The organism is Gordonia paraffinivorans, from assembly GCF_900683595.1.
Lineage (GTDB): Bacteria > Actinomycetota > Actinomycetes > Mycobacteriales > Mycobacteriaceae > Gordonia > Gordonia paraffinivorans.
Map to the genome: position 1 here is coordinate 199,266 of NZ_CAACYD010000007.1, position 26,842 is coordinate 226,107.

At 70.4% G+C, this 26,842-nt stretch carries 19 protein-coding genes and 2 pseudogenes; 13 read left to right on the forward strand and 8 right to left on the reverse strand.

Annotation, left to right across the window (positions count from 1 at the left end; translation table 11 throughout):
- Nucleotides 1–6 precede the first annotated feature (6 nt).
- The 5 genes from E1P53_RS13950 to E1P53_RS13970 are packed head-to-tail and all read left to right on the forward strand — an operon-like array spanning nt 7 to nt 4,930.
- Nucleotides 7–1,638 (forward strand): ABC transporter substrate-binding protein, encoded by a 1,632-nt coding sequence (locus E1P53_RS13950; protein ID WP_131734672.1) that lies wholly within the window; start codon nt 7–9, stop codon nt 1,636–1,638.
- A gap of 1 nt (nt 1,639) precedes the next feature.
- Complete coding sequence (locus tag E1P53_RS13955) at nt 1,640–2,710, forward strand: ABC transporter permease (RefSeq protein WP_006902340.1); 1,071 nt, start codon at nt 1,640–1,642, stop codon at nt 2,708–2,710.
- Nucleotides 2,707–3,561 (forward strand): ABC transporter permease, encoded by an 855-nt coding sequence (locus E1P53_RS13960; protein ID WP_131734673.1) that lies wholly within the window; start codon nt 2,707–2,709, stop codon nt 3,559–3,561. The genes E1P53_RS13955 and E1P53_RS13960 overlap by 4 nt, the downstream gene beginning before the upstream one ends.
- Nucleotides 3,558–4,322, forward strand: coding sequence for an ATP-binding cassette domain-containing protein (locus tag E1P53_RS13965; RefSeq protein ID WP_040527539.1), 765 nt, complete (start codon nt 3,558–3,560; stop codon nt 4,320–4,322). The genes E1P53_RS13960 and E1P53_RS13965 overlap by 4 nt, the downstream gene beginning before the upstream one ends.
- A complete protein-coding gene (locus E1P53_RS13970) occupies nt 4,319–4,930 on the forward strand; it encodes an ATP-binding cassette domain-containing protein (RefSeq protein ID WP_131734674.1) in 612 nt (203 codons plus the stop codon). Before E1P53_RS13965 ends, E1P53_RS13970 begins: the two co-directional genes overlap by 4 nt.
- Nucleotides 4,931–4,958: 28 nt before the next feature.
- On the opposite strand, the gene E1P53_RS13975 is transcribed toward E1P53_RS13970, so the two are convergent.
- Together E1P53_RS13975 and E1P53_RS13980 are read right to left on the reverse strand one after the other, a co-directional pair.
- Entirely contained in the window at nt 4,959–5,915 is a 957-nt protein-coding gene (locus E1P53_RS13975) for a R2-like ligand-binding oxidase (RefSeq protein ID WP_006902345.1), read from the reverse strand.
- Nucleotides 5,916–6,047: 132 nt separating this feature from the next.
- Nucleotides 6,048–8,165, reverse strand: a complete 2,118-nt coding sequence (locus E1P53_RS13980) for an MMPL family transporter (RefSeq protein ID WP_006902346.1) — start codon at nt 8,163–8,165, stop codon at nt 6,048–6,050.
- Nucleotides 8,166–8,397: 232 nt separating this feature from the next.
- On the opposite strand from E1P53_RS13980, the gene E1P53_RS13985 reads away from it, so the two are divergent.
- Nucleotides 8,398–9,525, forward strand: coding sequence for an NDMA-dependent alcohol dehydrogenase (locus E1P53_RS13985; RefSeq protein ID WP_131734675.1), 1,128 nt, complete (start codon nt 8,398–8,400; stop codon nt 9,523–9,525).
- 97 nt (nt 9,526–9,622) lie between these two features.
- On the opposite strand, the pseudogene E1P53_RS13990 reads toward E1P53_RS13985, so the two are convergent.
- Nucleotides 9,623–10,105: pseudogene (locus E1P53_RS13990) on the reverse strand (ion channel).
- Nucleotides 10,106–10,299: 194 nt separating this feature from the next.
- Nucleotides 10,300–12,399, reverse strand: a complete 2,100-nt coding sequence (locus tag E1P53_RS13995) for a M13 family metallopeptidase (RefSeq protein WP_131734676.1) — start codon at nt 12,397–12,399, stop codon at nt 10,300–10,302.
- A gap of 114 nt (nt 12,400–12,513) precedes the next feature.
- Here E1P53_RS13995 and E1P53_RS14000 point away from each other — a divergent pair, with 114 nt between their 5' ends.
- The 3 genes from E1P53_RS14000 (at nt 12,514) to E1P53_RS14010 (ending at nt 15,587) form a co-directional block, all read left to right on the forward strand.
- Complete coding sequence (locus E1P53_RS14000; RefSeq protein ID WP_006902351.1) at nt 12,514–13,974, forward strand: dihydrolipoyl dehydrogenase family protein; 1,461 nt, start codon at nt 12,514–12,516, stop codon at nt 13,972–13,974.
- Nucleotides 13,975–14,064: 90 nt separating this feature from the next.
- Nucleotides 14,065–14,868: a FadR/GntR family transcriptional regulator gene (locus E1P53_RS14005; protein ID WP_131734677.1), complete on the forward strand. Its 804-nt coding sequence runs from the start codon at nt 14,065–14,067 to the stop codon at nt 14,866–14,868.
- Complete coding sequence (locus E1P53_RS14010; protein ID WP_109239670.1) at nt 14,868–15,587, forward strand: sterol desaturase family protein; 720 nt, start codon at nt 14,868–14,870, stop codon at nt 15,585–15,587. The genes E1P53_RS14005 and E1P53_RS14010 overlap by 1 nt, the downstream gene beginning before the upstream one ends.
- A 7-nt stretch (nt 15,588–15,594) precedes the next feature.
- Here the strand turns inward: E1P53_RS14010 and E1P53_RS14015 are convergent, their stop codons facing one another.
- On the reverse strand, nt 15,595–16,353 hold the full coding sequence (locus E1P53_RS14015; RefSeq protein ID WP_006902354.1) for a pirin family protein: 759 nt from the start codon (nt 16,351–16,353) through the stop codon (nt 15,595–15,597).
- A 235-nt stretch (nt 16,354–16,588) separates the two neighbouring features.
- Here E1P53_RS14015 and E1P53_RS14020 point away from each other — a divergent pair, with 235 nt between their 5' ends.
- Nucleotides 16,589–18,226 carry an NTF2-like N-terminal transpeptidase domain-containing protein gene (locus E1P53_RS14020; protein WP_131734678.1) on the forward strand — a complete coding sequence of 546 codons (1,638 nt, stop codon included), beginning with the start codon at nt 16,589–16,591 and terminating at the stop codon, nt 18,224–18,226.
- 42 nt (nt 18,227–18,268) lie between these two features.
- Here the strand turns inward: E1P53_RS14020 and E1P53_RS14025 are convergent, their stop codons facing one another.
- A complete protein-coding gene (locus E1P53_RS14025; RefSeq protein WP_131734679.1) occupies nt 18,269–18,715 on the reverse strand; it encodes a DUF3054 domain-containing protein in 447 nt (148 codons plus the stop codon).
- A gap of 6 nt (nt 18,716–18,721) precedes the next feature.
- A complete protein-coding gene (locus tag E1P53_RS14030; protein WP_040527532.1) occupies nt 18,722–19,942 on the reverse strand; it encodes a lysylphosphatidylglycerol synthase transmembrane domain-containing protein in 1,221 nt (406 codons plus the stop codon).
- A 127-nt stretch (nt 19,943–20,069) separates the two neighbouring features.
- On the opposite strand from E1P53_RS14030, the gene E1P53_RS14035 reads away from it, so the two are divergent.
- From E1P53_RS14035 to E1P53_RS14045, 3 genes and pseudogenes are all read left to right on the forward strand, one after another.
- Nucleotides 20,070–21,377, forward strand: a complete 1,308-nt coding sequence (locus tag E1P53_RS14035; protein ID WP_131734680.1) for an AI-2E family transporter — start codon at nt 20,070–20,072, stop codon at nt 21,375–21,377.
- Nucleotides 21,378–21,439: 62 nt separating this feature from the next.
- Nucleotides 21,440–22,638 (forward strand): annotated as a pseudogene (macS, locus tag E1P53_RS14040) (MacS family sensor histidine kinase).
- A 137-nt stretch (nt 22,639–22,775) separates the two neighbouring features.
- A complete protein-coding gene (locus E1P53_RS14045) occupies nt 22,776–23,462 on the forward strand; it encodes a response regulator (protein ID WP_006902362.1) in 687 nt (228 codons plus the stop codon).
- A 49-nt stretch (nt 23,463–23,511) separates the two neighbouring features.
- Here the strand turns inward: E1P53_RS14045 and E1P53_RS14050 are convergent, their stop codons facing one another.
- On the reverse strand, nt 23,512–26,796 hold the full coding sequence (locus E1P53_RS14050; protein ID WP_131734681.1) for an MMPL family transporter: 3,285 nt from the start codon (nt 26,794–26,796) through the stop codon (nt 23,512–23,514).
- Nucleotides 26,797–26,842 lie beyond the last annotated feature (46 nt).

Consider the following 26,842-nt stretch of genomic DNA (forward strand, 5'->3'; position numbering starts at 1 on the left):
GTGTCTGTGACGACACGTATTGGCCGCCGGTCCGACCGCCGCGGACGGCGGGTGCTCGTCGCCGCGCTCGCCGCCGCCGTCGCCCTCGGCGGTCTCGCCGCCTGTTCGGGAGACGCCGGCCCCGGCCGCGGGCCAACGGATCGGATCGTCCTCGCCGAGGCGCAGGCGCCGGGCGAGTTCAATCCGCTGCTCGGCTACGGCCGACTGGGGGTGTCGCCGATCTACGAGGGTCTCCTGGCACCCGGCGCCGACTCCGACGAGCGCTTGCCCGACCTCGTGCCGGCACTGGCGGCGTCGAGGCCGGAACGCATCGCACCCCGGGTGTGGCGGGTCCCGCTCAAGACCGGAGTGACCTTCTCCGACGGCACGCCGTTCGACTCCGCCGACGTGGTCGCCACCTATCGTGCGGCCGTCGACCCGGCGGTCGCGTCGGCGGTCTCCACCTATCTCGCCCCGATCGTCGAGATGAAAGCCGATGGGCCGCAATCGGTCACGGTGACCATGGCCACCGATGCCGACCCGTCTCCGTATCTGCTCCTGGGTATCGTCCCCGCCGAGCGCGTGGAGCGGATCCCCGCCGCACAGTGGGCGCTCAACACCGACCCGGTCGGAACCGGGCCGTACCGCCTGGACTCGCTCGATCCCGACCAGGCGATCCTCGTCGCTCGCGAAGACCATCGCGACGGGACGCCGGCGATGCGACGCGTCGTGTACACGCATGTGCCCGATGACAACAGCCGGGCGCAGCTCCTGCAGACCGGGGAGGTCGACGGGGCGAGCCTGCCGCCGCGCCTCGCCGCCGGCTTCGAGGGACGCGACGACCTGGACGTCGTGGACGTGGCCTCTGCCGACTGGCGAGGCGTCTCGCTGCCGGCCCGCAACGACTTCACCGCCGATCCGGCGGCACGCCGCGCGATGAACCTGGGGATCGACCGAAAGGCGTTGTTGGAAGACGTGCTCGACGGCGACGGGGAACCGGCGAGCACACCGATCTCCCGCGCATACGGGGACGCCTACGACGAATCGGCGCAGTTCCCGTACGACCGGGATGCCGCACAGCGCGTCCTGGACGCGGCCGGCTGGCGGCCCGGTGAGGACGGAATCCGGGTCCGCAACGGGGTCCGCGCCTCGTTTCCGTTGCTGTACAACGCCGGCGACACGCTCCGCCGCGACCTCGCGGTGGCCTTCGCCGCGGCGATGAAGAAGATCGGCGTCGAGGTGCTGACCCGCGGCACCAGCTGGGACGAGATCGAGACGAAGCTGGCAACCGCCGGTGCCCTGCTCGGCGGCGGCGAGACGCCGTACAGCATCGACTCACAGGTCTACGACGCCCTCCACACCCGGGTGCCCGGCTCCTCGCCGTACTCCAACCCCGGTGACTTCACCGCCCCCGGACTCGACGAGATGCTCGACGCCGCACGGGAATCCGCTCCCGGACCGCGAAACGACGAACGCTATCGCCGCATCCAGCAGATCTACTCCGCAGAGCCGTCCCAGGTATTCCTCGCCTTCGTCCATCACACCTACGTCGCCCGCAGTGCCGGCTGGACGCATGACGCGCCGATCCTCGAGCCCCACTCGCACGGGGTGATCTGGGGGCCGTGGTGGAACCTCCCGTCCTGGTCGCCGGAGGCCTGACGTGACCACGCAGCTGGCCCCGAACACGCAATCGCCTGGCGAAGAGGTTGCAGCGCAGTGTTGTTCGTCGGATCCCGGGAGCGTCCCCCGCCGCACGCGGGGGCGACGCGTCGTCGGACTCCTGGGGCGTCGGCTGCTGATGATGATCCCGACCGTCGTGCTGGTCTCTCTCGGGGTGTTCGCGGTCGCGGCCGCGTCGCCGTTCGACCCGTTGACCGAGCACCTCGGCGACGACTACCAGTCGGCGACGGCGTCGCAGCGTGAGGCGGTGACGCAGGCCTACGGTCTCGACGGTCACTGGTTCGGCGCGTGGTGGCGGTGGTGGGGCGACGTCTTCTCCGGCGACGCCGGATGGTCGTCCACGCAGAGCCGACCGGTGACGGACGTGATCGTCGACCGTCTGCCGTTCACACTGGGGATGTCGTTGCTCGCGCTGCTGTTCGCCACGGTGATCGCGATCGTTGTCGGCGCTCTCACCGGCATGCGCCGTGGCGGCCTGCTCGACCGGGTGTGCACGGGTGTGGCCGCGATGCTCGCCGCCACACCGCCGTTCGTCGTCTCGCTGGTGCTCGTGAGCGTCTTCGCGGTGGGGCTCGGATGGCTCCCCGCAGCGGGCGCCCGGCGCCCGGGCGACGCGTACACCGTGGCGGGGCTGTTCACCCACGGGGTGCTGCCCTGTCTGGCGCTGACCATCTCGATGATCCCGTGGCTGTTGCTGACGATGCGGGCCGCCGTCGTCGACGCCGCGGCCTCCGAGGCCGTGCGGGGTGCCCGCGCCCGCGGGATCGGCGGTTGGGCGCTGCTGCGGGGGCACGTGGTCCCGGTCTCGGTGCTGCCCACCCTGGCCCTCCTGGGAACGCGGCTGCCCGAACTCGTCGCCGGTGCGGCGATCGTGGAGAGCGTGTTCGGCTGGCCCGGTCTCGCCGAGGCGCTCGTGGATTCGGCGGTGGCGCTGGACTTCTCGTTGCTCGCCCCGCTCGCGGTCGGCTCGGCGGTCCTGGTCCTGATCGGGTCGGCGGTCTCGGATGCCGCGGCGGTGTGGATCGACCCGCGGATCGGACTGCGCGCGTGACCGCGACGATCGGCGCGGCCGGCGGCACCGGGGCGGCCTTCGGGCGGGCCGGACGGTTGCTGCCGTGGGCGGTGCTGGTGGTCGTTGCGGCCGTCGCGCTCGGCTGGCCGATGCTCGCGGGCGAGCAGGCCGCCGACTTCGGCCGGGCCCTGCGGGCTCCCGGCGCGGGCACCCTGCTGGGAACCGACCACTCCGGCTACGACCTGGGGGTCCGCACGGCGGAGGGCCTGCGGATCTCCCTGCTGATCGCCCTCGCATGCGCGGTCCTGGCGACCGTTCTCGGCGTGGTCGTCGGCGTCGCATCGGTGACGGCCGGCGGATGGGTGGACGCCGTCGTGATGCGCGTCGTGGACGGGGTCAACGCCCTGCCGCATCTCGTCGTCGGGGTGGTCATCGCCGCGATGTGGCGCGGCGAGCCGGTCGCGATCATCGCGTCGATCGCGCTCACGCACTGGCCCGCCGTCGCCCGGGTGGTGCGGGCGGAACTGCTCGAGGCGCGCACCGCCGGCTGGGTGGAAGCGGCGCGCCTGGCCGGGGCGTCGCGCACCTTCATCGCGACCCGCCACCTGGGGCCGGCCGTCGGCGGGCAGGTCCTGGTGGCCATGACCGTGCTGCTGCCGCACGCGGTGTGGCACGAGACGACGCTGTCCTTCCTCGGCGTCGGCCTGTCCCCGGACGAGGCGAGCCTGGGGACGCTGCTCGGACAGGCGCGCGGCGATGTGCTCACCGGCGCGTGGTGGACCCTGGTCGTGCCGGGTGCGGCGCTGATGGTCACGGCGCTCGCATGCGCGGCCGCCGCCTCCTCGCTGCGCCGGGCGTCGACCCCGCCTGCCGGGGAGGTGTGGTGGTGAGCGCCCGGCTGGACGGGGTGAGCGTCGACATCGCGATCGGACGGGGCCGGCGTGCTCCGCGGGCGCGTGTCCTCGACGACGTGACGCTCGACGTGCCCGCCGGCGCGGTGTCGGTGCTGATCGGGGAATCGGGGTGCGGGAAATCGATGGTCGCAGCCGCGTTGTGCGGGTTGCTACCCGCCGGGGCGGCGGTAACCGGCCGGCTGTGGCTGGACGGCGAGCAGCTGGATGGCGAGCAGATCGCCGGGCGGGACCCGCGGTGGCGGGGACTGCGCGGGAAGAGCGTCGGGCTGGTGCCGCAGTCGGCGGCCACGTCGTTCACCCCCGTCCGGACGATCGGAGCGCAGCTCGAGGAGGTGATCGGCGTGCTCGGCGGAACACGCGACGCGGTGGAGCTGTGCCGGACCGTGCACCTGGACCCGGCCGCGCTGCAGCTGTATCCGCACGAGCTGTCCGGTGGGATGGCCCAGCGGGCCGCGATCGCCGCAGCGCTGGCCGGCGACCCGCTCGTACTGGTGGCCGACGAACCGACCTCGGCTCTCGATCCCGAGCTCGGCTCGTCGATCTGGGCTCTGCTCGCCGACACCGCGAGTCGCGGTGTGGCCGTCCTCGTGATCACCCACGACATCGACGCGCTGACCGGTGGTTGTGACTCGATCGCCGTCATGCGGGCCGGACGGATCGTCGACCGGGGGCCGGTCGCCGCGCTCAGGGATTCCGGCGACGAGTACACCGGCGCCTTCTTCGAGCCGGTCGCATGAGGGTCGCGCTCGCCGGACGGGGACTCGCCGCACGCCACGGGGACACCGAGGTGTTCTCCGGCGTGGACATCCGCGTCGACGCCGGGACCGTCGTCGGCGTGGTCGGCCGGTCCGGGAGCGGCAAGACCACGCTGCTGCGCATCCTCGCCGGACTCGCCGCACCGGCGGCGGGCAGGGTCGAGTATGTGGGTTTCGGGTATCGGCCCGGTGACATCGGCCTGCTGTCCCAGCACCCCCGGCTGGTGAGCAACCCGCGGTGGACGCTGCGGCGCATCGTCGGTGAACCCGCGGCGATCGCCGGCGCCGGCTGCGACGTCGAAGCGATCGCCGATCGCGTCGGCCTCGACCCCGCGCTGCTCGACCGTCGGCCGTCGCAGGTGTCCGACGGTCAGCTGCAGCGCGCCTGCCTGGGACGACTGCTGGTGCAGAAGTCGCGATTCGTCCTCGCCGACGAGCCGACCGCGATGCTCGACCCGATCTCGACGCGTGCGGTGATCGCGCTGCTGCAGCAACTCGTCGACGACGGCGCCGGGATGGTGCTGGTCAGCCACCAGCGCCGGATCGTCGAAGCGCGCAGCGACCGGCTGGTGGAGCTGGACGGGCGGTGACCGATCCGACCCGCCGGAGGTCTCGCTCCTACGTCTGCAGCCGGACGGCGTCGTCCTCGCCCATGGCGTCCTCGAGGACCTCAGGCGAGTAGTCGACGTCGATCTCGGCGACCGAGCGGCCGCGCGCGGACTCGATCGCCGAGACGCGACGCTGGGCCCGGTCGGCGGCGTACTCGAGGAACTCGTTGTTGTCGAGCCCGAATGGCTGCTCGTCGAACTGCTCGTTGACCCAGTCGATCATGCCCAGGGCCAGCGGCAGCAGCTCGTTCATCCGCTCGCCCACGGTCTCCCACAGGGAGTCGTCGGCGGCGACGTGGCGACGGCACGTGAAGGTGCCCCACGCCATGTGCCGCCGCTCGTCGTCGCTGATGAAGCGGATCAGCGTCTGCATCCCCGGGAAGATGCCGAAGCGGGAGCAGACCTTCTGCCAGGCGTGGTAGCCGGTGAGGGCGAGGCTGCCCTCGATCACGTGGTTGTAGGTGACGCTCGCACGGATCTGGTTGCGCGGCGACGGGTCGTGGTCGAGGGCGTGGAGCGACTCGGGCAGCTCCTCGTAGAAGAGGCGTCGGTAGTAGGGGTTGTCGGCGACGAAGGACTGCAGGTCCCCGGTGAGCCCCACGGTGTCCATCCATATGCGGAACACCTGCGTGTGCTTGGCCTCTTCGAAACAGAACTGCGACAGGTACATCTCGTCGCCGAAGCGTCCCTCGGCCGCCATCGCCTTCATGAAGGGTTGGATGTCCTGGGTCACCGCCTCCTCGCCGGCGATGAACTGGCTGACGAGATACGTTGCGCTGCGGCGCTGCTCGTCGTTGAGTTCCTCCCAGTCCTGGGCGTCGCGCGAGAAGTCGATCGCTATCGGATCCCAGAAGCGAGAGTTGCCTTTGATGAAGAGACGCAACGGAAATGAGTCCCAGTTGAGACCTCCCCGCCGCAACGACGAGAAGTCCTCGCGGTGAGACTCCTTGTGCTCGATCAGGGTCATTTGATCACCAGCCAACCGACGAAGAGATGGGAATACCCGACGCTAACGCTTTCCCGCCGCGCGGGCATCAACTTCGCTGAATATTCTCTTGGCGGAACTGAACTTATGGCACGGGATCGAGGGCCGGGCCGATCAGGCCGCCGACGAATCGGCGGTGGCGTCGTCCTTCTTCGCGAGCGCACTCGGCCACCAGATCCTGGGTCCGATGTCGAGGGTGAGGGCGGGGACCAGCAACGTGCGCACGATGAGCGTGTCGATGAGGACGCCGAAGGCGACGAGGAAGGCCACCTGCACCAGGAACATCAGCGGGATCACGGCCAGGGCCGCGAACGTCGCCGCCAGCACGACGCCGGCGGAGGTGATGACGCCGCCGGTCGCGGTGAGACCGCGGATCATGCCGATCCGCGTGCCGCTGCGCAGCGCCTCCTCCCGCACGCGCGTCATGAGGAAGATGTTGTAGTCGATGCCCAGCGCGACGAGGAACACGAATGCGAACAGCGGGACCACCGGGTCGGCGCCCGGGAAGCCGAACGGGCCGTTGAACAGCAGCGCCGCCACGCCCAGGGTCGTGGCGAAGGACAGCACCGTCGACGCCAGCAGGATCAGGGGCGCGACGATGCTGCGCAGCAGGGCCACCAGCACGACGAACACGACGATCAGGACGATCGGGATGATCAGGTTCCGGTCGTGGATCGCGGTCTCGCGGGTGTCGAGGTCGATGGCGCTCGTGCCGCCGACCAGTGCGTCCGCGTCCGGGATGTCGTGGACCGCGGAGCGGATGTCGGCGACGGTGTCCTGGGCGGCCAGCGACTCGGCGTTGTCGGTCAGGGTCGCGGAGATCGCGACCTTGCCGTCGCGCACCATCGGCGCCCCGTTCTCCTCCATGAACTGCGCCGACGCCACGCCGTCGGTGGCGCGGACGGCGTCGAGAACGGCGGTGCCGGCGCCCTGGTCGGCGATGACGTAGGTCGGGGTGCCGCTGCCGGCGTCGAAGTGCCTCGCCTGGATCTCCGCACCCTCGACCGACTCCACGGTGCCCATGAAGAAGTCGCTCGACGCGATGCCGTCGGCCTTGAACGCCGGGGCGAACGCGGCGCCGATGAGCAACACCACGAGGGTGCCGACCCAGATGGCGCGCGGCTTGGACGCGACCACGTCGGCGATCCGCTTCCACAGGCGATGGGCGGTGCCGGTGTCCGGATCGGTGTCGGGCGCATACGCCGGACGCAGCGGCCAGAACGCGGTGCGGCCGAGCAGGGTGAGCGCCGCCGGCAGGAAGGTCATCGACGCCAGGAAGGAGGCGACGATGCCGATGGCCGCGATCGGACCGAGGCTCTTGTTGGAGTTCAGGTCACTGAGCAGCAGACACAGGACACCGGCGATGACGGTGCCGGCCGACGCCGCGATCGGCTCGATCGTCGCGCGCCAGGCCTGCCGGATCGCCGCGTACTTGTCCTCGGTGGTGAGCAGCTCCTCCCGGAAGCGGGAGACCAGCAGCAACGCGTAGTCGGTGGCGGCGCCGAAGACGAGGATGAACAGGATGCCCTGGCTCTGGCCGTTGAGGTCGAGGACGCCCTGCTTGGTGAGGAAGTAGACCAGGCCCGACGCGAGACCGAGCGCGAACACCGCGGAGATGATGACGACGAACGGCAGGATCGGGCTGCGGTAGACGACGATCAGGATGAGGATGACCACCGCGCCCGCGACGAGTAGCAGCAGGCCGTCGATGCCGGCGAAGGCCTCGCCCAGGTCGGCCACCTGCCCGGCCGGACCGGTGACCTTGACGGTCAGGCCGTCCGGGGCGTTCGCGAGCTTGTCCCGCAGGGTCTCCACGGTCTCGGCCGGGTCGTCGGAGGAGGACACCGGGACGAAGACCTCGGCGGCCTGACGGTCGGCCGACGGGATCGGGGGCGAGACCGCGTCCCCGAATCCGGGGGTCCCGGCCAACCCGGAGGTCGTGGACTGTAGGAACTGCAGGTCGCCGGGCGTGATCCCGCTCGGCCGCTCGGCGATCACGATGGCGGGGATCTCGTCGGTGTCCTGGAAGTCGGCGAGCAGCTTCTGCACCTGCGTCGACTCCGCCGACGCGGGGAGGAACGTGCTGTTGTCGTTGCTCGAGATGCCCGCGAGCTTGCCGGCGAACGGGCCGGTGACGCCGCCGATGATCAGCCACCCCAGCAGCAGGAGTGCCGGGATCAGCCAGCGCAGCTTCGGGGTGGGGCGGGGACGCGAAACGGTCTTGTCCGACATGGGGTCATCGTTCCACGTCGTCTTACCGGAATCCGTGGAAGGGCTCGAGGACGGTCGCATGCACCGGATTCGGCGCCCGTGGCGGGGCGGATGGGATCGGGCCGATCACGTGACACGGATCGCGTGATTCGCCTGCGAACGACGTCGTCGGTGGGCCAGCATGTGACTTACGTCGCATAAGTAGTCGGCGATATCTGACGCACGTTCCAGGGCGCACGAGCAAGGAGCACATGTGAAGACCAAGGGTGCAATTCTCCGGAATCCGGGTGAGGAATGGAAGATCGAGGAGTTCGAACTCGGCGATCCGGTACCCGGCGAGGTCCAGGTGAGGCTGGTCAGTTCGGGTCTGTGCCACAGCGACCATCACCTTCGCACCGGCGACAGCCCCGCACCCATGCCGGTGCTCGGCGGTCACGAGGGTGCGGGCGTCGTGACCAAGGTCGGTCCGGGCGTCACCCGCCTGAAGGAGGGTGACCACGTCGTCACCGCGTTCATCCCGGCCTGCGGCACCTGCGAACCCTGCTCGCGGGGCCAGCAGAACATCTGCGACGAGGGCGCCAGACTCCTCACCGGACTCTCGATCGCCGACGACACCCACCGGGCGCACACCCACGACGGTCTGCCCCTCGTGCAGATGTGCATGCTCGGGACGTTCGCTCCGTACATCACCGTCAACCAGGCCTCGCTGGTGAAGATCGAGGACGACATCCCGCTGCAGACCGCGGCGCTGCTCGGCTGCGGCGTCGCGACCGGCTGGGGCTCGGCGGTCGAGATCGGCGGGACGCATGCCGGCGACACCGTGGTCGTGGTCGGCATCGGCGGCGTCGGCGTCAACGCGGTCCAGGGTGCCGCGGCGGCCGGTGCCCGCCACGTCATCGCCGTCGATCCAGTGCCCTTCAAGCTGCAGATGGCCGAGAAGATGGGCGCGACGCACACCTTCTCCTCGATGGAGGAGGCGCTCGAGGCGCTCGGCGACATCACGTGGGGGCGGATGGCCAACACGACGATCCTCACCGTCGGCGAGATCGACGGGTCGATGATCGCCCCGGCGCTCGCCCTCACCGGCAAGGGCGGCCAGGTCGTCGTCGTGGGTATGGGCAACTTCGCGGCGATGGACGCGCAGATGAACCTCTTTGACCTGACCCTCATGCAGAAGCGGGTCCAGGGCGCGATCTTCGGCGGCGCGAGCCCGCGCACGCAGGTGCCCGCGCTGCTCAACGAATACCGCGCGGGCAAGCTGAACCTCGACGATCTGGTCACCAAGACCTATCGGCTCGACCAGATCAACGAGGCATACGACGACATGCTGGCGGGCAACAACATCCGCGGCATGGTCGTCTACGGGGACGACGACTACTGATGAGATGCCGATGAGCGACGGACCATGACCACCGGGGTCCGGCCGGGTGCAACACCCGGAGCAGGGCCGGACCCTGTGGTCTCTCGGCGACGCCAGGTCACCCGCGGGTGGCCTGGCGTCGCTGGTTGATCAGCAGGTTGAGGAACCTCAGCCCCAGCCCGACCAGCACCAGCGTGCTCCCCATCTGCAGCGACACGGCGATCCGCGCGCCCTGCGAGACAGCGGCGATGTCGCCGAAACCGGTCGTGGTGAAGACCGTGAGACAGAAGTAGAGTGCGTCGACCCGGGTGAGCCGCTCGTTGAAGCTGCCCGAGGCGTATTCGGAGAACAGGAAGTACGTCGTCGCGAAGGCGACGATGTAGAACGACGCCAGGGCCACCAGCATCTCCATCGCGGCCGCGCCGGGATGCACGGAGCGGGTGAACTTGCGCACCTCCCACACGCAGAACGACCCCAGCAGGATCGCGCCGAGGACGAGCCCGACCGTGTTGAGGCTGCTCGCCTAGTCGATCGGCAGCAGGAAGTAGCAGGCGAGCAACACTATCACGATGCCGATCGGGCGCAGCAGCGCGACGGTCAGGTCCCGGCGGCCGACCGCCGCCGGCGGGGTGCGCGGATCCCGCTGTCGCTCGGGACCCGGCCGTGGTGCCGGGGTCCGCGTTGCGGGGGTCTGTGATGTGGGGGTCTGTGTTATGGGGGTCTTCTGGGCCGTGGGGGCCGGAGACTCCGGCGCCGGGGCGTCGTCTGCCGACCCGCCGGCGCCGGTCGTCCCGTTCACCAGATCCGGACCCGCTGGTCCTCGTCGAGGTACAGCGCGTCGCCCGGCTTGACGTCGAACGCCTCGTAGAAGGCGTCGATGTTGCGGACGACGCCGTTGCAGCGGAACTCCGGCGGCGAGTGCGGATCGATCGACAGGCGCCGGATCGCCTCGGCGTCACGGGTCTTGGTCCGCCAGATCTGCGCCCAGCTGAAGAACACCCGCTGCACGCCCGTGAGCCCGTCGATCACCGGCGGCTCCGTTCCGTCGGCATCGGGCCCGCTCGCTGCGCTCCCGGCGCCGGTGTCATGGGGCCCGCTCGCTGCGCTCCCGGCGCCGGTGTCATGGGGCCCGCTCGCTGCGCTCCCGGCGCCCTCGGTGGCGATCTGGTAGGCCTTCAGCGCGATCGACAGGCCGCCCAGGTCGCCGATGTTCTCGCCGATGGTGAACTCGCCGTTGACCTTGTGCTCGGGGTCGAGCCCGGTCGGGGTGAACTCGTTGTACTGCTCGATGAGTTTACGTGTGCGCTTGGAGAACTCGGTCCGGTCGTCGTCGGTCCACCAGTTCACGAGGTTGCCGTCGCCGTCGTACTTGGAGCCCTGGTCGTCGAAACCGTGGCCGATCTCGTGGCCGATGACCGCGCCGATGCCGCCGTAGTTGGCCGCGTCGTCGGCCTCCGGGTCGAAGAACGGCGGCTGCAGGATGGCGGCCGGGAACACGATCTCGTTCATGCCCGGGTTGTAGTAGGCGTTGACCGTCTGCGGGGTCATGAACCACTCGTCGCGGTCGACGGGCTTGCCGATCTTGCCGAACTCGCGGTCCTGCTCGAACGACGAGGCGCGGGCGACGTTCCCGATGAGGTCGCCCCGGTCGACGGTCAGCGCGCTGTAATCGCGCCAGTGGGCCGGGTAGCCGATCTTCGGGTTGAACTTGTCGAGCTTGGCCAGTGCCTTCTCCCGGGTCTCGGGGGTCATCCACGGCAGCTCGGAGATGTTGCGGCGGTAGGCCTCGACGAGGTTGGCGATCAGCTCGTCCATCCGGGCCTTGGCCTCCGGCGGGAAGTGCTTGGCCACGTACAGCTTGCCGACGGCGAAGCCCATCGCGTCCTCGACGAACGCCACGCCACGCTTCCAGCGGTCGCGGATGGTCTCCGCGCCCGTCAGCGTGCGGCCGTAGAAGTCGAAGTTCTCGTCGACGAAGGCCGACGACAGGTACGGGGCGGCCGACCGCAGCAGACGCCACGTCAACCAGGTCTTCCACTCCTCCAGCGGACGCGAGGCGATCAGCGACGCCGCGCCGGACACGAAGGACGGCTGCGCGACGACGACCTCGGCGAAGGTGGGCTCGCCGGTGGTGCCCAGCCCGCCCAGCCACTCGCCGATCGGGAAACCGTCTGCGGTGGAGGAGAACTCGTCGAGGGACATCAGGTTGTAGGTGAGCTCGGCGTCGCGCCGGCGCACGACGTCCCAGTGCTGGGCGGCGATCGCGGTCTCGAGGTCGAGGATCACCGCGGCGCGCGCGGCGGCGTCGTCGAACCCGGCGAGGGCGAACATGCGCTCCACGTGCGCGACATAGGCGTCACGCGTGGCGGCGTGCTTGTCCTCCCGGTAGTACGACTCGTCGGGCAGGCCGAGCCCGGACTGGGTGACGTGCACCAGGTAGCGGTCGGACCGCCTGGCGTCGGTGTCGACGTAGTAGCCGAAGAGGCCGCCGGCGCCGTGGCGCTGCAGGCGTCCGATGCGGCGCGCGAGTGCGTCGACCGAGTCGATGGCGGCAATCTTCTCCAGCTCGCCGGTGATCGGCCCGATGCCGAGCGCCTCGATGTGGTCGGTGTCCATGAAGGAGGCGTAGAGGTCGCCGATCTTCTGTTCGTCCGTCCCGCTCTCCGGGTTCGACGCGGCGCACTCGGTGATGATGTCGCGGACGTTCTCCTCGGAGTTGTCGCGCAGCACGTGGAAGGCGCCGTCGACGGAACGGTCCTCGGGGATGACGTGCGACTCGAGCCACTTGCCGTTGACGTGTGCGAACAGGTCGTCCTGGACGCGGACGGAATCGTCGACCCACTCGAGGTCGAGGCCGGACTTGAGGTCGGTGTGCGAAGCAGTCACGCGTTCCATCCTGTCACCGTCACCCCCGATCCGTCAGCCGCGTTCGATCAGGGCGTAACCGCCGGCCGGGCGGTGTGACGCGAAACCGCAACGGCCGTCCGGCACTGTCCCTACCGTGGATCCATGGCGGGAGAAGACACCTATGACGTCGTCGTGATCGGCGGCGGACCGGTCGGCGAGAACGTCGCGGACTACGCGATCAGGGGCAGCGACCGGACCGCCGCGATCGTGGAACACGAGTTGATGGGCGGCGAGTGCTCGTACTGGGCCTGCATGCCCAGCAAGGCGCTCCTGGGACCGGGTGCCGCGCTCGACGCGGCGCGCGCCCTGCCGGGCTCCCGCGATCGCCTCACCGCGCCGGGGCCGGACCCGGGCGCCGTCCTCGGCTGGCGCGACACGGTGACCGGGCGCCGCGGGTCCTCCGGCGCCACCCACGACGACGCGGGGCAGGTCCGGTGGGCGACCGGTGCGGGCATCGAGGTGATCCGCGGCCACGGCCGGATCGCGGGGGAGAAACGGGTGGCCGTCGGCGACCGCGTCCTGACCGCGCGGGAGGCGGTGGTCGTCGCCACCGGGAGCACCGCGTCGATCCCACCGATACCCGGCCTGCGCGAGGCGCTGCCGTGGACGTCGCGGGATGCCACGAACCTCGTCGAGGTCCCGCAGCGGTCACTGGTGCTCGGCGGGGGCGTCGTGGCCTGCGAGGCGGCGACCTGGCTGCTCGATCTCGGCGTGCGCGAGCTCGTGATGGCGGTCCGGGGAGAGCGATTGCTGCCGCGGATGGAACCCTTCGCCGGGGAGCGGGTCGCCGCGGCATTGCGCGAGCGGGGCGCCGACATCCGGATGAACACGACGATCGAGTCCGTGGACCGCCCCGGCGCGGAGGCGACGGGATACGGCCGGCTCCACGGTGGACCGGCGACGGTGCGGCTCGGCGGCGACGGTGCCGGCGAGCTCGTCGTCGACGAGATCCTCGTGGCGGCGGGCAGGGCGCCGGCGACGACCGACATCGGGCTCGACGTGCTCGGGCTGCCCGCGCGTGGCCCGCTGGGTGTCGACGACCGGCTGACCGTGCCCGGCCACCCGTGGCTCTACGCGGTCGGCGACGTCAACGGGCGCAACGCCCTCACCCACATGGGCAAGTACCAGGCTCGGGTCGCGGGCGACGTCATCGCGGCGCGCGCCGAGGGGCGCGATCTCGACGACCCGCGATACGCCGCGAGCTCCGATCACGGCGCCGTGCCGCAGGTGGTGTTCACCCGGCCGGAGATCGCCTCGGTGGGGATGACCCGCGCCGACGCGGAGAAGGCCGGTCTCGACGTGCGCGTCGTCGACGACGACATCGCGGTGGCCGGCTCGTACCTGCTCGACCCCGATCGTCCGGGGCACGCGAATCTCGTCGTCGACGCCGCGCGCGACGTCCTGGTCGGTGCGACCTTCGTCGGCGCGCAGACCGCGGAACTCGTCCATTCGGCGACCGTCGCGATCGTCGGCGAGGTGCCGGTGTCGCGGCTCTGGCATGCCGTGGCGTCGTATCCGACCGTGAGCGAGGTGTGGTTGCGGCTGCTCGATCGACTGCGCTGACGGACGGCGCGGTGGGGTGCCACGGGTCAGGGATCAGTCAATTGGTCTGACCACTTGACCACCTGGCCTGATGTGTCTACGGTCACAGGCATGCCGTTCGAGCCGATATCCCAGCAGAGCGCGCCCGAGGCCGTCTTCGAGCAGATCGTCGAGGGAGTCCTGTCGGGCGACCTGCCTGCGGGCCACACGCTGCCCAGCGAGCGGGAGCTCGCCCGGATGCTCGGGGTGTCCCGCCCGACGGTGCGCGAGGCGCTCAAGCGGGTCGCGGCCGCCGGGCTCGTCACCATCCGCCAGGGTGACGGCGCCCGGGTCCGGGATGTCGCGCGATCCGGCGGACTCGACCTGCTGCCGCGTCTGCTGATCCGCAACGGCGAGCTCGCGCCGGATGTCGCGCGGTCCATTGTCGAGGCCCGCGCCGCGGTCGGCCCTCACGTCGCCGGGCTCGCCGCACAGCGGATCACCGACGACGGCCTCGCCCTCCTGGCCTCGATCGTCGACGATCTGGCCGCCGAACCCGACCCCGTCGGACAGCAGGTCGTCGCGCTCGAGTTCTGGAGCGCGGTCGTCGACGCGGCCGACTCGATCGCGTTCCGGCTCATGTACAACTCGCTGCGCGCGGCCTACGAACCCGCGCTGCCCGCGCTCGGTGCCGTGCTCGAACCCGAGGTCGGGAACATCGACGGCTATCGCGCACTCGTCGACGCCCTGCGCACCGGCGACCCGGAGCGGGCCGAAGGCGCGGCCCGGACACTCCTCGAACCTGCCACCGCCGCGCTGCTCGACCTCTGTCGCGCACTCGCCGACGCCGGGCGGGACGGGGCCGGGGCCGCCGGGGCCGGGGTGACAGGAAGCGAAAACGGTTCCGGCAGTACCGATTCGGGAGATGGTGACTGATGTCCGCCGATGAGATCGACACCAGGGCCCGGCGCCGGGTCGCGGCCGACGAACGACGGATGCGGCTACGTCGCTCGGCGTCGTTGCGCGCCGCGCTCGCCGAGTTCGCCCGGCACCCGTCGCCCTGGATCATGGGGGTCTTCCTGCTGTCGGCGCTGGTCGCGCGGATCCTGGTCGGCGGGTGGGGGCTCGCCGACCTGCTGGTTCCGGTCGTGATGATCGCGAGCTTCCCGCTGGTGGAGTGGCTGATCCACGTGTTCGTGCTGCACTGGCGCCCCAAGCGCCTCGGGCCGCTGGTCGTCGACCCGCTGGTCGCCCGCAAGCACCGCGAACACCATCGCGACCCCCGCGACATCCCGCTGATCTTCATCCCCTGGCAGGTGCTGCTCATGGTGATCGCCGCCGCGCTCGTCGTGGGACTGGTCGTCTTCACCAGCGTCGAACGCGGTCTGACGTTCCTCGTGGTGCTCCCCGCGATCGGACTCGTCTACGAGTGGACGCACTACCTCATCCATTCCGACTACCGCCCGCGGCATGCGTTCTACCGGGCGCTGTGGCGCAACCACCGGTTCCATCACTATCGCAACGAGCACTACTGGTTCGCCGTCACCACCGCCGGCACCGTCGACCGCCTACTCGGCACATACCCGGACCCCGACACCGTCGAGAAGTCGCCGACGGCCAAGGACCTGCACGCGCTGTCGCGCGCCGGGGAGTAGGCGGGGGCTACGCCGCGGGGCCGCCCAGGCCCGTCTCCATCGCCCACACCAGGACCTCGGCGCCTGACGCCGTCGACAGGGTGAGCGCTCCGGCGTCGACCGCTCGAACCGCGTCGCCGGCGCCGAGCGACGCGGTCTCGCCGTCGACGCACATCTCGGCCTCGCCGTCGACGACGAACACGTGGACGAACCGCGCGGTCGGTATCGCGACGGTCGTTCCGGCGCCGGGCCGGCAGGCGAAGAGCGTGGCGCCCGCGTTGGCGATGGAGAGGGCGGCGCCGCGGCCCGGGTCCCCCGAGGCGACGGGGACGAGGTCCCCGGTGGCCAGTCGGTCCGAGACATCGGCCTGCTCGTGCTCCGGGGCGAGCCCATGGCGGTCGGGCATCAGCACCATCTGGACGTAGCGGACCGGTTCCGTGCCCGAGCCCGGGAGGCCGGGCCACGGGTCGTTGCGCTCCGAGTGGTCGACGCCGGTGCCCGCACTCATCCGCTGGACGAGGCCCGGGTACAGCACGCCGGAGTGTCCCGCCGAGTCCCGGTGGACGAGCGTCCCCGACGCCACCCAGGTCACGATCTCGCTCTCCTGGTGGTGATGAAGATCGAAACCCTCACCCGGAGAGACGATCTCGTCGTTGACGGCGAGCAACGCGCCGAAGTGGGTGTTGTCCGGGTCGTAGTGGTCTCCGAAGGAGAAGCTGTGCCGCGAGGTCAGCCAGTCGGTCGTCGTCACGAAACGGTCGCCGGCCCGGAGCACGGTGTAAGCCATGACCCCATGATCGCAGGAGGTAGAAGGCCGGGCCGCGTCCGGTTTGGCTTATATTCGGAAGGGCGAGCCGCGGCGCGAGCCGGGGCGGGCCGACGAGTCGCGGGGGCGCTGTCGGTCACGAGGTTGATCTGTGGGGTTCCGGATCACATGCCGATATGTGTTCGTGACCGGCTTGATTCCCGAATGGAAGCTGGCGAAGTCGATTTCGGGTGTTACAACAGTGAAAATTGAGTTCATGAAGATCTGGGTCAAGCGAGCAACGTCCGCCGCTTGTGCCGCGGTCACCTGTGCCGTCGTCGTGAGCTCCTGCGCGCTCACCGATTCGTCGAACACCGGTGCAGCCGCCGCCATCGATGCATTCGCCACCGCGCTGAGCCGTCAGGACGCCGGCGGCGCCGCGAACCACACCACCGCGCCCGGTCAGGCGGGTGAGACCCTGACCACCACGCTGCGCGCGATGTCCGCGCAGCAGGTCGACGTCGATGTGGACAACCCGGTCGAGTACAGCGACGGCACCGCCACCTTCGAGGTGACCACCAAGTGGACCTGGGGCAAGGACCGCGAGTTCGAGGCCAGCAGCGAGGGTACCGCCCGCAAGCTGTCGTCGGGCTGGAAGGTCACCTGGGATCCCGCGATCCTGCATCCCGGTCTGACCGCCGGCGGCCACCTCCGCGAGATCCGCACCGACGCCACGCCCGCGCCGTCGGTGCGCAGCCGTTCCGGCAAGGTCTTCATGCACCTCGAGCCGATCCATGAGATCGTCATCGACCCTGCACGAGCCCGCGACCTCCCCGCCACCGTGCGTGCCGTCGCGGGAGTCATCGCCCCGATCGCCCCCCTCATCACGGCCGACGTCATCTCCGCCGAGCTCGCCGCGAACCCCGGCAAGCCGGTCGTCGCGGTCGCCCTGCGCGAGCCCGACCTGCAGGTCCTCGCCGGCGACCCCGCCAAGATCACCGGCGTGAGCGTCAAGCGGACCGAGCGCCTCGTGATGGCCGATCGCCGGCTGTCGTCGCCGCTCGAGGACGGGCTGACCAACTACTGGCAGGCCATCCGGGACGCCACCGCCGGCTGGCAGGTCCAACTGGTCAACCCCGGCGACCGTCCGCGGAAGCTGGCCGGCGAGCAGGGGCCGCCCGGACCCGACGTGCTGTCCACCGTGGACCAGGGTGTCCAGCTGACCCTCGGCGACGCCGCGGTCGAGGTCGGGCAGCCGGCGACCATCCTCGCGCTCGACGCGCAGACCGGCGCGATCCTGGGCATGGCGCAGAACACCTACGCCGCCGACCGCGAGATCGACATCGACAAGCCCTACCCCGTGGGCAAGACGCTGGATCCCGTCTTCGACGCGATCGGCCGGCTCTCCGAGTCGCAGCCCGAGCGGGCCGAGACCCTGCTCGACAAGCTCGGGCTCGGCGTCCAGTTCACCGTCCCGGGCGCGAGCGTCCCGATCGCCGACCAGCCCGGCATCACCACCATCGGGTACCGGCCGAACCAGACGAACATGTCGATGGCGAACATGGGCGCGCTCGGCGTCGCGCTGGCTCGCGCCGCGGCCGGCGATCCGTCGTCGGTGCCGCCGTTCGTCCTCAAGAACGTCCCCACCAAGGTGACGGGCGGGGAACTCGGCGCTCTCGAACCCGCGCTGGTCGACCCGATCCTCAAGGCGATGACCGCGACCGCGACGACCGGCGACGCCAGCGACCTCACGCGGGCACCCGGCCTGAAGGCGCTGGTCGGGACCAACGGGCCGCAGGGTCCGGGGTGGTTCGTCGGCATCCAGGGCGGCAAGGTCATCGTCATCTACACCGAGGGCGAGAAGTCGGGCACCGCCGCGCTGCAGGTGGCCCAGAAGTACTTCACCATCAAGTAGTCGGGTCCCCGGGATCGGTATGCGAACCGGTCCCGGGCCGGCTCAGGCGGCGGCGCGCCGGCCGAGGAGCGCGAAGATCGCGCGCCAGCCGAGCAGCAGCAGTCCGAGCACCACCGTCGCCACGATCACGAAACTGGCCGCCACACCCTGGCTGAGGATGAATCGCAGCACCATCGCGACGGCCACCGTGCAGACCCAGATGACGATTCCCACCGGCACGACGCGGTCGGGGCGGAAGTCGTGGTCGAAGAAGTCGGCCGAACGGACGTGGGCGTAGACGTAGGTGATCGACCACCCTGCCGCGCAGCCGACGAGAAACGGCCACAAGGTGTGCAGGAAGGCGACCGGCGCGTAACTCTCCTCGTGGCTGGCCCGCCCGATCACCACGAAGATCAGGATGGCGACCGCGTCGAACAGGGCGGCCACCGGACCGGTGGCGATCCCCCGTGCCGGCGAGGTGCCCGCTTCGGTCGGGTTGGTGCTCGGCATGGTCGTCTACCGTACCGGGTCGGGCGGTGGATCCGTGTCCTGCCCTCGGCCGTGTTCGGCCGGTGACGGGTCCGGCGGATGCCCGGTCCCGGCGTCTGAGGACTCGACGCTCCGGGCCTCGGCGCCTTGGGACTCGGCGCCCTGGGACTCGGCGAGGTCGTGTTCCACCTCGTCGATGAAGGTGTCGTCACGCCGGATGCGGTTGCGAAACATGAACGCGATGACGACCCAGCCCACGGCCGCGACGAACACGTAGCTGATGATGCGATAGATCAGCACGGCGGTGATGGCGTCGGCCGCGGGCATCCCCGCGCTGGTCAGGGCCGGCACCAGCACGGCGTCGACGACGCCGATGCCGCCCGGGAGCAGCGGCACCGCGGTACCCACAGCCTTGCCGGCGGCGTAGGCGACCATCAGGCCGGAGATGCTCGGGTGGGCGTCGACCGCCCAGCACGCGAACATCAGGCAGGCGACGTCGGCGACCCAGTTGAACAGGCTCCACCCGAAGGCGATCGAGGTGTCGCGCTTGGTCAGCTGCACCGCGCGCAGCTGCTCGAGCGTCTCGAAGAGTTTGTCGGTGCCGTGGTCGTCGGGCTTGTTGCGGATCTGGTTGATCCAGCCGAGCACGCGGATGCCCGTGCTCTTCAGCGACTCGGGGTGGCTTGCGAGGTACTGCAGCACGACCGCGACCGCAATGAAGCCGGTCACCGAGAAGACCACCGAGAACGGGCTGGTCTTGGCGCCGGCGAGCATGGCGCCGCCGAAACCGAGCACCGCGAGCCCGACGCCGGCGAGCAGGCCGGACATCACCACCTGCCACGACGCGACGACCGGCGTCGCGCCCCACTTGCGCGTCTCCCGGTAGGTGAAGGCGGGTGCGAGCACCTGGCCGCCCGGCATCGTCTGGCTCAGGGAGTTCGCGGCCAGGATCACCGACAGCGACTTCCACTGGGTGACCGGCACGCCGGCGGACCTCAGCAGGGCGCGCTGGACCTGGGCGAAGCTGTCCATCGAGAGCATCGCGGCGACCGTGCAGGCGAGCACCCAGTGCCATTTGATGTCGCCGATCCGCAGCCAGGCCTTCTTCAGCTCGGGCCAGATCAGGACCACCTCGACGCCGAGGATGACCAGCACGACGGCCAGGAGAATCCATCGGACCCACCAGAAGCGGGGACGTGAGGCCGGGCGTACCGCCTTCTGCCCTGGCGAACCGACATCCTCCGACATAGGTGACACCCTAGGGCAGCCACCTGTCCCCGCCGAAAAAGCGCCCGTTCAGTGGACCGAATCGCGGCACGTAATCGCGCCGGTCGATGCCTGCCAACGTCGTCCCCTACTGTCTACTGTTGCTCTCGTGAGAGAAGCCGAACCGGCCGGTCGGCCGCAGCAAGTCCTCGATCTCGCGTCCTTCGACCGGTCCAAGGTCCACCCGCAGGTGCGGGCCGCCGCGGAATGGGCGTGGCGCATCCTGCTGCTCCTGGCCGCCGCCTACGTCGCAGGCAGGCTGTTCCTGCGGTTCGACGAGGTGCTCGTGCCGGTCGCCCTGGCCATCCTGATCTCGGCGATGCTGGTGCCGGTGGTCGACGCGATGGACCGCCGCGGGGTGCCCCGCTCGCTGGCCGTCCTACTCAACATCGTCCTGGGACTGGGCCTCATCGCCGCCGTCCTGGCCTTCGTGGTCCGCGAGTTCATGCGCGGTCTCCCGCAACTGGTCGAGGAGGTGGAGCAGACCATCGAGCAGACCAAGCAGTGGCTGGTCGAGGGTCCGCTCGACTTCGACCAGTCGCAGGTCCAGAACGTCGGCAGCGATCTGCTGAAGTTCCTGCAGAACAACCAGGACAAGGTCACCAGCGGTGCGCTCGCCACGGCCACCACCGCCACCGAGATCATCACCGGCGCCCTACTGACCGTCTTCCTGGTCATCTTCTTCCTCTACGGCGGCGCGCAGATCTGGCGTTTCACGGTCGGCGTGATCCCCTCCGGAAGCCGGGATCGGGTGTGGAGCGCCGGCATCGCGGGCTTCGGCACGCTGGTCGGCTACGTGCGGGCCACCGTGGTGGTCGCCTTCGTCGACGCCTGCGGCATCGGCGTCGGACTCGCGATCCTGCAGGTGCCGCTCGCGCTTCCGCTGGGCGCGCTGGTGTTCCTGGGCGCGTTCATCCCGATCGTCGGTGCGCTCCTGAGCGGCACGCTGGCCGTGTTCGTCGCACTGATCACGAAGGGCTGGATCGCCGCGATCATCGCGCTGGCCATCGTCGTCGGCGTGATGCAGCTGGAGAGCCACGTGCTGCAGCCGTTCCTGCTGGGCCGCTCGGTGCGTCTGCATCCGGTCGCGGTGGTCCTGGCCATCACCGCGGGCATGGTCTCGGCGGGCATCATCGGCGGCCTGTTGGCGGTGCCCCTCATCGCGTTCCTCAACACCGCGGTCCGCCACTTGCGCGGTGCGGTCCCGCCCGAGGAGACTGGAGGGAAGGTCCTCGGCTCGGTCGACGGGGTCGGGGTGGTCGAACCGGCCGAGCCGGTCTGGGACGCCCCTGATCCGGACGCCGCCGCCAAGGCGCTGGCCACTGCGAAGGAAGCGGGTGAGAAGACCGGCGGCGACACCGCGCCCGGTGAGGCCGACGACGGTCCCGACGAGCGAAAGGGGCGACCACGCCCATGACCGTGGCGTCGCGCTGGGAGCGACTGCTCCGCGGGCCGAGGGTCTCGGCCGCGGGTGCCGATATCCGGTCGGTCCAGACGCGCGACACCGAGGCCGGGCGACTCGCCCGCGACGTCGACGCGGACCCGGTCACCCCGCTGTGGCGCGGCGCGCAGATCCTGCGCCTGCTGTCCTACCTGTATTCGCTGGGATTTCAGATCGCGGTGAACCCCGACCTGGACCACCGCGCGACCGCCTGGACCCTGTTCGGGGTGCTGACCCTGTGGACCCTCGTCAGCGGCGTCGGATACTTCGTCGGGTTCGCGCGCAACTGGTACTGGGTGGGCACCGAGGTGATCCTGGTGTGTGCCCTGATGTTGTCGACCTCCGTTGTCGCCGACCGGGATTGGGCGTGGAACAACCAGACGTGGCCCACCACCCTCTGGGCGACGAACGCCGTCGTCTCGGTGGCGATCCTCTCCGGTCCGGTCGGCGGCATCATCGCGGGCCTGATCGTGGGCGGGACGAGCACCTTCGTGAAGGCCACCTGAACCTCAACTTCGGGCGCAACGCCACGATCATCGTGATCGTCGTGACCGGCATGGCCGTGGGACTGGCCGCGCTGCAGGCCCGCCGGAACCACGAGAAGCTCGCAGCGGCGGCCCGTATCGCCGCGCGGGCCGAGGAACGCGAACGGCTGGCGCGCGAGGTGCACGACGGCGTGCTGCAGGTCCTCGCCCTCATCACGCGGCGCGGACGTGAGATCGGCGGGCCCACAGCCGAACTCGCGGCACTCGCAGCAGAACAGGAACTGCAGTTGCGTCGGATGATCTCCGACACCGGCGACGTGGATGCCCCTGCCCCCGACGCAGACGGTGCCGCCGAGACCGACCTCGCCGCCGTGCTGCGGGCGCTGGCCGCCGACCGGGTCTCGGTGAGCTCGCCCGCCGGACCGGTGATGGTGTCCGCCCACATCGCGTCCGAGATCCGCGCCGCCGTCGTCAACGCGCTCGACAACACCCGGCACCACGCCGGTCCCGGAGCGCGGGCGTATGTGCTGGTGGAGGACCTCGCCGACGACGTCGTGGTCAGTGTGCGCGACGACGGCTCCGGCATCCCGGAGGGGCGCCTCGCGGAGGCCGCGGCGCAGGGGCGTCTCGGGGTGGCCGCCTCGATTGTCGGCAGAATCGAATCGTTGGGCGGGACCGCGGTGCTCGACACCGAACCCGGGGGCGGGACCGAGTGGGAGTTCACGGTCCCGCGCGGGGGTCGTCGGGGTTGAGCCGCCCGACCGATAGACGACCGAGAGACGCACGGACCGAGAGACGCACGGACCGCAGAACGCGAGGACACGGGGACGGAGGGGCGGGGAGCATGCACGGAGACTCGGCGCCGGACAAGACCATGGGCGACACGGGCATGGGGGACAAGGGCAAGGGGGATAAGGGGGACAGGGACTCACGTCTGCGCGTCATGGTCGTCGACGACCACCCGATCTGGCGCGACGCAGTGGCCCGGGATCTCGAGGACGAGGGATTCGAGGTCGTCGCCACCGCCGACGGGGTCGGCAGCGCGGGGCGTCGCGCGGCCGCGGTCACGCCCGACGTCGTGCTCATGGACATGCAACTGCCCGACGGCTCGGGAACCGAGGCCACCGCGGCGGTGCTGGAGGTGTCCCCGCAGACCCGCATCCTCGTCCTGTCCGCCTCCGGAGAGCGTGACGACGTCCTCGACGCGGTGAAGGCCGGGGCGAGTGGCTACCTCGTGAAGTCCGCGTCGCGCGACGAACTGGTCGCCGCGGTGCGCGCCACCGCGGCCGGGCAGGCGGTGTTCACCCCCGGGCTCGCCGGACTCGTCCTCGGCGAGTACCGCCGGATGTCGCAGGAGCCCGAATCCTCGCCCGCCGCGCCAAAACTCACCGAGCGGGAGACCGAGGTGCTGCGCCTGGTCGCGAAAGGACTGAGCGCCAAGCAGATCGCGAAGCGGCTCTCCCTCAGTCATCGGACCGTCGAGAACCACGTCCAGGCGACCTTGCGGAAGCTGCAGCTCGGCAACCGGGTGGAACTCACCCGCTACGTCATCGAGAACGGGCTCGACGCGGACTGAGCCCCGCCGCGTCGTCAGGACCGCGGATCGTTGCTGCCCCGAACGGATCTCACTGCTCGGAGCGACTGCGCTTCAGCAACTCCTGCACGCTGATCTGCGCGTCGTCGGAGTCCTCGGAACGCGCGTGCCGGTCGGTGCTGCGCGGGCGGCGGCGGGACGACCCGTCGTCACCCGAACGCGATCCGTCCGGCGCCGGGGTGCCCGGCCGGGGCGAGGCCGCCGGCGTGGCGTCCGGGCTCAGCCCGCGATCCAACGGCGAGGGACCGTGCGATCGCCGTCCGCGCGTGGTCGGGGTCGAGTTCTCCGGGGTCACCGACGCGGCCAGTGGACGCAGGCGGTCGTTGTCGAGCTCCGGCCGACGGTCCAGCGGCGATCCGCCCGGCGCAGCGGGGATCGGGGCGGGAGCCGGCGGTTCGGGCGCAGGAGGGGCCGGCGGGGGAGTGGTGCCGGTCGGACGGGCCCTGTCCTTGTCGCCGGTCGAGGTGTCGCCCAGGCGGATGCCGCCCTCGCCGAGAATCCAGCCGCCGGTGTCGGGACGATCGCTCTTCGGGCGGCTGCGGCGCCCGTACGGCGTGGCGGGCCGGCTGCCCGGCCGTGCCGTGCCGGGGACGCCGGGCGACGAACCCGCGGGCGGCGCCGACGGGCCGACGCGGCCGGGTACGGCGCGCGCGGGCGGGACCGGGCCTGCCGGACGCGGCGGCACGCCACCGGGGCGGGCGTCGGCCGACGGTGCGGCAGCACGAGGTGCCCGGGTCGACGGCGCACCCGGCGTCGGGGCACCGGGCTTCTGGGCGCCGGGCGCCGACGCAGTGGTCATGGGCCCGCTGCGGCTCGGCAGGCTCGTCGGCGGCACGCCGGGACGCGGTGCGCCCGGGCGGTCACCGCCGGGTCCGCGACGCGGCGGGACGGCACCCGCGGTGCGCGGGCGGGCGGCCTTCATCACCGAGGTCGGGGCCTCGGCGACCACGGTGCCCGCGCTCACCGCGCGATGGGCGCGTGCATCGCGCTGTTCGTCGGGTTCGTCGTCGAGGACGGTCTCGCCGAGGCCGATCTTGCGTTGCAGGGTCTGCATCCAACGCGGAGCCCACCAGCAGTCGTCGCCCAACAGCTTCATCACCGACGGGACGAGCAGCATGCGGATGACCGTGGCGTCGAGGATGAGGGCCGCGATCATGCCGTAGGCGATGTACTTCATCATCACGATCTCGGACAGGCCGAACGCGCCGGTCACGACCACGAGGATCGCCGCCGCCGCGGTGATGATGCCGCCGGTGTGCGCGGTGCCGCTGCGGATCGCCTCGGTGGTGCTCGCACCCCGCTGTCTGGCCTCGACCATGCGGGAGAGCAGGAACACCTCGTAGTCGGTGGACAGGCCGAACACGATCGCGATGATCAGGACCAGGATCGCCGCGAACAGCGGGCCCGGCGTGAAGTTGGCGATGCCCGAGCCGTGGCCGTCGACGAAGATCCAGGTCAGGATGCCCAGCGTCGAACCCAGGCCCAACGCGGACATCAGCGCGGCCTTGATGGGCAGGACCACCGAGCCGAACTGCAGGAACATCAGCAGGCCGGTGACGAGGACCAGCATCACCGCCATCAGCGGCAACCGGTTCATCAGTGCGTCGATCGAGTCCTGCGTCAGCGTCGGGGTGCCGGTCACGTACATCGTGAGGCCCTCGGTGTCGATCGCGCGCAACTGCTTGATCGCCTCGGCCGCGGTGTTGCGGTCCTGCAGGCCCGCCGACACCTGGTAGACGCCGATGTTCGGGTACTTCTCCTCGTCGTACGAGCCGAACTGCGCCTTGTCGGGATCGCTGAACTTGTTGGTGAAGCCCGGGACCTGGTCGGCCCGCTTCGCGATCGCGTCGAGCTTGTTCTGGTCGTCCTGGCTGGTCTGGTCGTAGACGATGACCAGCTTGATGCCCTCGGTGCGCTCGGTGGGGAAGTACTCGTCGAACTTCTCCTGCGCGGCGCGGTTCGGGTTGTCCGGCGGCAGGTACTTCTCGCTGATGCCGCCGAACTGGATGCTGCCGAACGGGATGATCAGCGCCAACAGCAGCAGGACCGTGGGCACCGCGGTCTTCACCGGGTTCTTCATCACCCACGTGGCCAGGCGTCCCCAGAAGCCCTCTTCGATCTCCTTCTTGGACTTCATCCGCCCGCTGAAGCGGTCGGCGATCTTGTCGGCACGCTCGTCACCGGCGAAGCGGCGGGTCAGCGGCACCACGGTCCAGTTCATGAGCGTGTTGATCGACAGCATGTTCACACGCGGGCCGAGGATGCCCAGGATCGCCGGCAGCACGGTGATCGACAGGATCGCGGCCAGCGACACCGAGCTGATGGCGCCGTAGGCCACCGACTTCAGGAAGCCCTGCGGCATGATCAGCAGACACGCCAGGGCGGCGACGATGATCGTCGCCGAGAACACGACCGTCTGACCCGCGGTCATGACGGTTCTGCGCACCGCGGCCTGCGTCGAATAACCCTCCGCCATCTCCTCGCGGAAGCGGGACACGATGAACAGGCCGTAGTCGATGGCGATGCCGAGACCGATCAGCGTCACCACCGACTGCGCGAAGATGTTCAGCTCGGTGGTGGTCGCCAGGAACTTCATGATGCCCAGCGAGCCGGCGATCGTGAGACCGCCGATGAGCACCGGGAGGCAGGCGGCGACGACGCCGCCGAACACGAAGAACAGCATGATCGCCACCACCGGCAGCGCGATCACCTCGGCACGGTGGATGTCCTTGTCCATGCCGTCGGCCATGCTGCCCGCCACCGGTTGCAGGCCGGCGAGCTCGAAGGTGGTGCCCGGGAGATCGAATCTCTCCGGGATGTCGGAGAAGAACGGCTCGATCGTCTTGTAGTTCTCGAGGACCGTCGTGTCGTCCTCGCCGGCCACGCCGATCGAGATGAACGCGTGCCGGCCGTCCTCGGTGAACAGTCGCTCCTGCAGCGCCTTCTTGGCCTGCGGCTGCTGGTCGAGGAACGGGTCGTACATGCCGGGGTCGCTGCGGCCGACGATGTCGGGATGGGTCGCGATCAGGTCCTCGACGAAGGACTCGACCTTCTTGCCGAACTCGGGGTCGTCGACGCGGGTCCCCTCGGGCGGGGTGACCAGGAGGATGACATCGGACGTGTGGTCGCGGCCGAGGGCCTTGTCGGCGTAGCGGGCGCCGAGGTCGGACTCCGACGTGGGGTCGAACCATCCGCTCTGACTCAGATGCTTGCCGAGGTCGAGACCGTACAGCCCGAGTCCCGCCATCAGGGCGATCATCACCGCGATGACGAGGAAGCGCATTCGGTACACGAATGTGCCGATGACTCGGAACACGCTGATGTCCTTTCGTGTGCGACGTGTCGGGCGCCTGACGGGTTCG

What these genes read in the sequence shown, in the direction of transcription:
- E1P53_RS13970 (WP_131734674.1), top strand. Translation starts at nt 4,319, where the DNA reads ATGAGGGTCGCGCTCGCCGGACGGGGACTCGCCGCACGCCACGGGGAC.
- E1P53_RS13975 (WP_006902345.1), bottom strand. Translation starts at nt 5,915, where the DNA reads ATGACCCTGATCGAGCACAAGGAGTCTCACCGCGAGGACTTCTCGTCG.
- E1P53_RS13980 (WP_006902346.1), bottom strand. Translation starts at nt 8,165, where the DNA reads ATGTCGGACAAGACCGTTTCGCGTCCCCGCCCCACCCCGAAGCTGCGC.
- E1P53_RS13995 (WP_131734676.1), bottom strand. Translation starts at nt 12,399, where the DNA reads ATGGAACGCGTGACTGCTTCGCACACCGACCTCAAGTCCGGCCTCGAC.
- E1P53_RS14000 (WP_006902351.1), top strand. Translation starts at nt 12,514, where the DNA reads ATGGCGGGAGAAGACACCTATGACGTCGTCGTGATCGGCGGCGGACCG.
- E1P53_RS14005 (WP_131734677.1), top strand. Translation starts at nt 14,065, where the DNA reads ATGCCGTTCGAGCCGATATCCCAGCAGAGCGCGCCCGAGGCCGTCTTC.
- E1P53_RS14010 (WP_109239670.1), top strand. Translation starts at nt 14,868, where the DNA reads ATGTCCGCCGATGAGATCGACACCAGGGCCCGGCGCCGGGTCGCGGCC.
- E1P53_RS14015 (WP_006902354.1), bottom strand. Translation starts at nt 16,353, where the DNA reads ATGGCTTACACCGTGCTCCGGGCCGGCGACCGTTTCGTGACGACGACC.
- E1P53_RS14020 (WP_131734678.1), top strand. Translation starts at nt 16,589, where the DNA reads ATGAAGATCTGGGTCAAGCGAGCAACGTCCGCCGCTTGTGCCGCGGTC.
- E1P53_RS14025 (WP_131734679.1), bottom strand. Translation starts at nt 18,715, where the DNA reads ATGCCGAGCACCAACCCGACCGAAGCGGGCACCTCGCCGGCACGGGGG.
- E1P53_RS14030 (WP_040527532.1), bottom strand. Translation starts at nt 19,942, where the DNA reads ATGTCGGAGGATGTCGGTTCGCCAGGGCAGAAGGCGGTACGCCCGGCC.
- E1P53_RS14045 (WP_006902362.1), top strand. Translation starts at nt 22,776, where the DNA reads ATGGGGGACAAGGGCAAGGGGGATAAGGGGGACAGGGACTCACGTCTG.